The sequence below is a fragment of the Phenylobacterium sp. genome (assembly GCF_036501465.1).
GTDB lineage: Bacteria > Pseudomonadota > Alphaproteobacteria > Caulobacterales > Caulobacteraceae > Phenylobacterium.
Genome location: NZ_DASYAF010000081.1, coordinates 1 through 5924 on the forward strand (window position 1 = coordinate 1; position 5924 = coordinate 5924).

Below are 5924 nucleotides of genomic sequence, written 5' to 3' on the forward strand. Positions count from 1 at the left end.
ACGCGGTACTTGGCGCAGAGCTCGACGTCCTCCTCGAGCCGATTATTGGTCTTGTGCACGATCTGGTTGACTGCGAAGGGCGCCGACGGCGCCTCGGGATGGGCGCGGTCGTGAGCCGCCAGTTCCTCGGTGATCTGGGCCAGCCACTCGTCCAGCTGCGAGATCGGCCGGGCGTTCAGGGCCGGAAACGCGCCGACGATCCCGGCCTTGCACTGGGCGATGACCAGGTCGGGTCCGGAGATGATGAACAGCGGCGAGCCGATCACCGGCAGGCGGAGGCGATCGCGAAGCACGGGCGGCAGGGCCATGGACATTCTCTGAGCTGGGAATTCGGGAATGGCGTCCGAATAGCCTGAAGAATTTACGCCGTAAAGTACAAACGGATCGGCGGGCGTCAGCCGCCGGCGAAAATCGCGTCGCCGAGCGGCGGCCAGGTCTCGTGCGGCCGGCGTGGGGTGCGCAGGCTCTGGTACTGGCGCTCGCAATAGCCGGTGAAGCCGGCGCGCACCTCGTCCTCGTCCTGGTCCAGCAGCGCGACCAGGTGGACGCAGCGCGCCACCACCGACGGCGCCAGGAAGGCCTGTTCGGGCGAGAACCCGGTCACCACGCCGGCGACGCGGATGGCCACGCCGTCCGGGCCGGGCGGCGGCGGGTTGCGCGCGCCGTTCAGGTCGAGGAAGCAGACGCCGAGGTAGCCGGCCAGCGCCTCGGTCTCGCGGCCCTGCTGGTCTAAGAGCGCGGCCTTGGCCAGCATGACGTCGCGATAGCTGCCCAGTTCCAGCCGCCGCATGTGCTCGAAGGCGCGGTGGGAGATCAGCGAGGCGGCGATATCGTCCGGCTGCGGCTCGCGCCCGAACCGGATGCACAGCGAGGCGCGCTCGGCCTCCAGCTCGCGCTCGTCGAGCAGCGGTCGGAGCGGCGAGGCGCCGCCGCGCTCGCGCGACAGCTCCCACTGCAACTCCACGGCCTCGGCTTCGGCCTCGGTGACCAGGACGCGTTCGCGGTCCAGCGGCCGGGTGCGGACCAGGATCTCATGGCCGCAATGGGGGCAGGGCTGCGACCTGGTCGGCCATTCGGGGAGGTCGCGATGACAATAGGGGCAGGCGCCGTCCATCCGCCCCGCGGCCGTATAGGCCTGTATCCGCCGTCCACCCATCCGCGCCCCTTGAGGTTCGGCCACGCGAATCCCGCCGTTCCCCAGGCGCCAAGGCTGGGCAGCGCTTGTGGCGGAACCAAGGCGGCGGGCTCAGGACCTGGGGTTGTTGGCGACCACGAAGGCGGCGTAGCCCTCGACATATTCGGACGGAATGAAGCCGGCCATCATCGCCGTCAGATGCCCTTTGCCCGCAAGCACCAGATTGGTGAAGTCGGCTACCTCGCGGGCCAGCCTGTGGGTGCGGGCATTGGGGCGGTCGTATTCGCCGTTGATGGCCATGACCGGAAAGTCGATGGCCTTCAGGTCGACGCCGAGCAGTTGCGCCTGGAAGCGGCCGGCCATGTTCTCGACAGCGGCGAGCGCGCGCGGCGCGGCCCTGGCGAGGCGTTCGCCCAGATTATTGCCCACCTCCTCGCCCTTGGCGGCGCGCCGGGCGCGGACCAGGGCGTTGGCGCGCTCCTCGTCGGGATCGCGGCCCTGGATGTCCGCCGGCACGCGATCACGCCATTCGGCGGTCTCCGAGACGCCCGAGCCCTGGAAACAGGCGGTGAGAAACCGGTGCGGGGCCTTGGCCAGGATCTGCAGCATCACGCCGCCGCCCATGGAATAGCCGGCGACATGGGCCTTTTCGACACCCTTCTGATCCATGAAGGCGATGACGTCGGCGGCCATGTGCAGATGGCCGTGCCGCTCGCCGCCGGAGAGGCCGTGGCCGCGCATGTCCAGCGCATAGACGTGATTGGTCTCCGCCAGTTTCGGCGCGATGCCGTTGGAGAACCAGTTGCCGATCGCCGAGCCCCGCGCCCCATGCAGCAGGATCACCGGCGCGCCCTGGCCGGCCTCGACATAGTGCAGCCGGGTCCCGTCGGAGACGGTGAAGAATCCGTCCGGCCAGCGGGTGGCGCGCAACGGGGCGGCGAGGGGTTGAACCGGCATGGGCGGAGGTTTAGCCCAATCGCGGCGGGACGGCATAGAGCGTGGCGTTTCCGCACCGACACATGGCTGCGCTATTGATCTCCTATAAGCCCCGGCTAGTGTCGATCCGCGGCCGGAGCCGCGGCGACCGAGGCCTTCACGGCCCCTCCCCCGGTCGCCACCGAGCGCGCAACGACGAGGCAATGATTGATGGCAGCGCAACGGCGGCGGTTTCGCTGGGGTTTCGCGGTCCTGGGCGTCGTGGTCATCGCCTTGCTGGCCTGGGTGTTCTTCCACCCGAAAGCCCCGCCGCCACAAAAGCCGCCGTCCGTGTCCGTGACCGCCGCCAAGGTCGTGGTTCAGGACATGCCGGTCTCGGTCAGCGGACTTGGCGCGGCCCAGGCCTGGAAGAGCGTGCTGATCAACACCCAGGTCAACGGCATGCTGACCTATGTCGCCGCCGAAGGGACCGATGTGGCGGCCGGCGACCTTTTGGCGGAGATCCAGGTCGCGCCGTTCAGAGCGGCCCTGACCCAGGCCCAGGGCGCGCTCAGGCGCGACCAGGCGCTGTTGGCCGGCGCCCGCGTCGATCTCGCGCGCTTCCAGAAACTGGCCGCCCAGGACTCGATCGCCAAGCAGCAGGTCGACGACCAGGCCGCCCTGGTCAAACAGGACGAGGGGACGGTGCTGGCCGATCAGGGCGCGGTGGCCGCGGCCCAGGTGAACGTGAACGACTGCACGATCAAGTCGCCCATCGCCGGCCGGGTCGGGGTGCGGCTGATCGATCCCGGCAACATCGTCACCACCTCGATCACCACCGGCATCGTCAGCGTCAATCAGCTGACCCCGATCGCGGTGACCTTCTCGGTGCCGCAGGGCGACTTTCAGAAGCTGTCCGAGGTTTCCGGCGGCTTCAGCCGGCCGCTGCCCGCCGAGGCGCTCAGCCAGGAGACCGGCGCCTCGCTGGGCATGGGTCAGCTCAGCGTCGCCGACAATCACGTCGATCAGCAGACCGGCACCGTCGAACTGAAGGCGCAGTTTCCCAACGGCTCGAAAACCCTGTGGCCGGGCCAGTTCATCAATGTCCGCCTGATCCTGCAGACGCTGCAGGGCGCCCTGACCATTCCGGCGGCCGCGGTCAATCAGGGTCCGAAGGGGGCTTACGTCTATGTCATCGGGGCGGGCAACAAGGTGAGCCTGCGGCCGGTCACCGTCGAAACCACCCAGGACACGATCGCGGTGATCCAGAGCGGCCTCAAGGCCGGTGAACTGGTGGTCACCGACGGGCAGATGTCCCTGAAGCCGGGCATGACCGTCGCGGTCCATCCGGCGGCGGGCGCGGCGCCGGAGGGGGCTGCGCCGGCGAGGAAGCCCGGCGCGTGAACCTCTCCAGCCCGTTCATCCACAGGCCGGTCGCGACCTCGCTGATCGCCGCGGCGATCCTGGTCTTCGGCATCGTCGCCTATTTCAACCTGCCGGTGGCGGCCCTGCCTCAGGTCGACTTTCCGACCATCCAGGTCAACGCCAACCTGCCGGGGGCCAGTCCCGAGACCGTGGCCTCGAACATCGCCACGCCGCTGGAACGCCAGCTGTCGCTGATCCCCGGCGTCACCCAGATGACCTCGGTCAGTGGCAATGGCTCGACCAACATCACCATTCAGTTCGAGCTGTCGCGCAACATCGACGCGGCGGCCCAGGACGTGCAGTCGGCGATCAACGCCGCCGGCGGCCAGCTGCCGACCAACCTGCCCAGCCCGCCGACCATCAGGAAGGTGAACCCGGCTGACGCGCCGGTCATGATCCTGGCGCTGACCTCCGACACCCTGCCGATCTCGACCGTTGACGACTATGCCGACAACATCCTGTCGCAGCAGATCTCGCGCATCGACGGCGTCGGCCTGGTCAATATCGGCGGCGCGCAGAAGCCGGCCGTGCGAATCCGGCTGGATCCGAACAAGGCCGCCGCGCTCGGCCTGCAGCTCGACGCCATCCGGGCCACCATCGCCAGCGAGACGGTCAATGCGCCGAAAGGGCTGATCAACGGCGCCCAGAAGGCCTCCACCGTCTACGCCAACGACCAGATCATGGACGTCGCCGTGTGGAACAACCTGGTCGTCGGCTACCACAACGGCGCGCCCGTGCGGGTCAAGGACATCGGCAACGCGGTCCAGGATGTCGAGAACAAGGAGATCGGCGCCTGGGTCGAGCCGGGCAAGGCCAATCTGGACAAGACGCTGGAAGGCGGCCGCGGCATCCTGCTGATCGTGTTCAAGGAGCCGGGCGCCAACGTCATCCAGACGGTGGACCGCATCAACGCGGCCCTGCCGCAGCTGCAGGCGGACATACCGCCCGCGATCGCGGTGCACGTCGTCGCCGACCGCACCCAAACCATCCGCGCCTCGGTCAGGGACGTCGAGATCACGCTTCTGATCACCATCTTCCTGGTGGTCGGCGTCATCTTCCTCTTCCTGCGCAACGTGCGCGCGACGCTGATCCCCAGCGTGGTGATCCCGCTATCGCTGCTGGGCACGGCGGGGGTGATGTTCGCGATCGGCTTCAGCGTCGACAACCTGTCGCTGATGGCCATGTCGATCGCCGTCGGTTTTGTCGTCGACGACGCCATCGTCATGGTCGAGGTGATCTGGCGACGCATCGAGGCGGGTGAGGCGCCGCTGCAAGCGGCCCTGGCCGGAGCAAGCGAGATCAGCTTCACCATCCTGTCGATCTCGATCTCGCTGATCGCCGTGTTCACGCCGCTGATGTTCATGGGCGGGGTGGTCGGGCGGCTGATGCGGGAGTTCGCCCTCACCCTCAGCGCCGCGGTCGTGGTGTCGATCACCCTGTCCTTAAGCTTGACACCCATGCTGGCGAGCCGGTTCCTGCGCGCGCCGGAGCCGGCGAAGAACCGGTTCATCAAGGCGCTGGAGACGGGCTTCAATCGCATCGAAACGGGTTACGCCCGGGCGCTGGACGTCGTGCTGGCCCATATGCGCGTGACCCTGGCGGTCTTCGTGCTCACCGCCCTTGCCGCGGTGACCCTCTACGCCATCGTGCCGACGGGGTTTTTTCCGCAACAGGATACCGGCTTCCTGACCGGCGTCTTCGTCACCTCCCAGGACGCCTCCTTCGCCAAGGCCAGCCAGAAGGCCGAGGCGGTGGCCAGCGTCCTGCGCCAGGATCCGGGCATCGCCGGGTTCGGCATGTTCGTCGGCGGATCGAGCACCAACCAGGGCAACCTGTTCATCAGCCTGAAACCCAAGGACAGCGGCCGCAAGGCCTCGGCGGACCAGATCATCGCCCGCTTGAGGCCCAAGCTCGCCCAACTGGTCGGCGTGCAGACCTTCCTGCAGGCCGCCCAGGACATCAATGTCGGCGGCCGCGCCGGCCGCGCCCAGTATCAGTACACCTTGGCCGATTCGGACCTGGACGAGTTGAACGCCTGGGCGCCGCGCATGTTGAGCGCGCTTCAGACCATGCCGCAGTTGAGGGATGTCAGCTCCGACCAGCAGTCGCAGGCCTCGGCGGTCATGATGACCATCGACCGCGACGCCGCCGGGCGGTTCGGGATTTCACCGGCCAATATCGACGCCGCGCTCTACGACCTGATCGGCCAGGACGAGGTGGCCCAGTACTTCACCCAGCTAAACGCCTATCACGTGGTGATCGAGGCGCCGCCGAAACTGGCGGCGACCACGGCGCTGTTCAACACGGTCTATCTGCTCTCGCCGCTGACCGGAAAGAACGTGCCGCTGTCCTACCTGGTCAAGGTGAACCCGAACGCGACCTCGAGCCTGACCATCAGCCACCAGGGCCAGTTCCCCGCCGCCACCCTGTCCTTCAACCTGGCGCCGGG

Annotated in this window: 4 protein-coding genes and 1 pseudogene; 2 read left to right on the plus strand and 3 right to left on the minus strand. The window is 68.0% G+C overall.

What is annotated here, in order from left to right; translation table 11 throughout:
- From VGL85_RS08850 to VGL85_RS08860, 3 genes and pseudogenes are all read right to left on the minus strand, one after another.
- Nucleotides 1-308: pseudogene (locus VGL85_RS08850) on the minus strand (nitronate monooxygenase); the annotation flags it as partial.
- Between the two features lie 86 nt (nucleotides 309-394).
- Nucleotides 395-1180, minus strand: coding sequence for a hypothetical protein (locus VGL85_RS08855; protein ID WP_331588186.1), 786 nt, complete (start codon nucleotides 1178-1180; stop codon nucleotides 395-397).
- Between the two features lie 66 nt (nucleotides 1181-1246).
- On the minus strand, nucleotides 1247-2092 hold the full coding sequence (locus VGL85_RS08860) for an alpha/beta hydrolase (RefSeq protein WP_331588188.1): 846 nt from the start codon (nucleotides 2090-2092) through the stop codon (nucleotides 1247-1249).
- A gap of 189 nt (nucleotides 2093-2281) precedes the next feature.
- Here VGL85_RS08860 and VGL85_RS08865 point away from each other — a divergent pair, with 189 nt between their 5' ends.
- Complete coding sequence (locus tag VGL85_RS08865) at nucleotides 2282-3454, plus strand: efflux RND transporter periplasmic adaptor subunit (RefSeq protein WP_331588190.1); 1173 nt, start codon at nucleotides 2282-2284, stop codon at nucleotides 3452-3454.
- Nucleotides 3451-5924, plus strand: a 2474-nt coding sequence (locus VGL85_RS08870; protein WP_331588192.1) for an efflux RND transporter permease subunit, incomplete at its 3' end; no start/stop codon positions are given. The genes VGL85_RS08865 and VGL85_RS08870, both read left to right, overlap by 4 nt.

What these genes read in the sequence shown, in the direction of transcription:
- VGL85_RS08860 (WP_331588188.1), bottom strand. Translation starts at nt 2,092, where the DNA reads ATGCCGGTTCAACCCCTCGCCGCCCCGTTGCGCGCCACCCGCTGGCCG.
- VGL85_RS08865 (WP_331588190.1), top strand. Translation starts at nt 2,282, where the DNA reads ATGGCAGCGCAACGGCGGCGGTTTCGCTGGGGTTTCGCGGTCCTGGGC.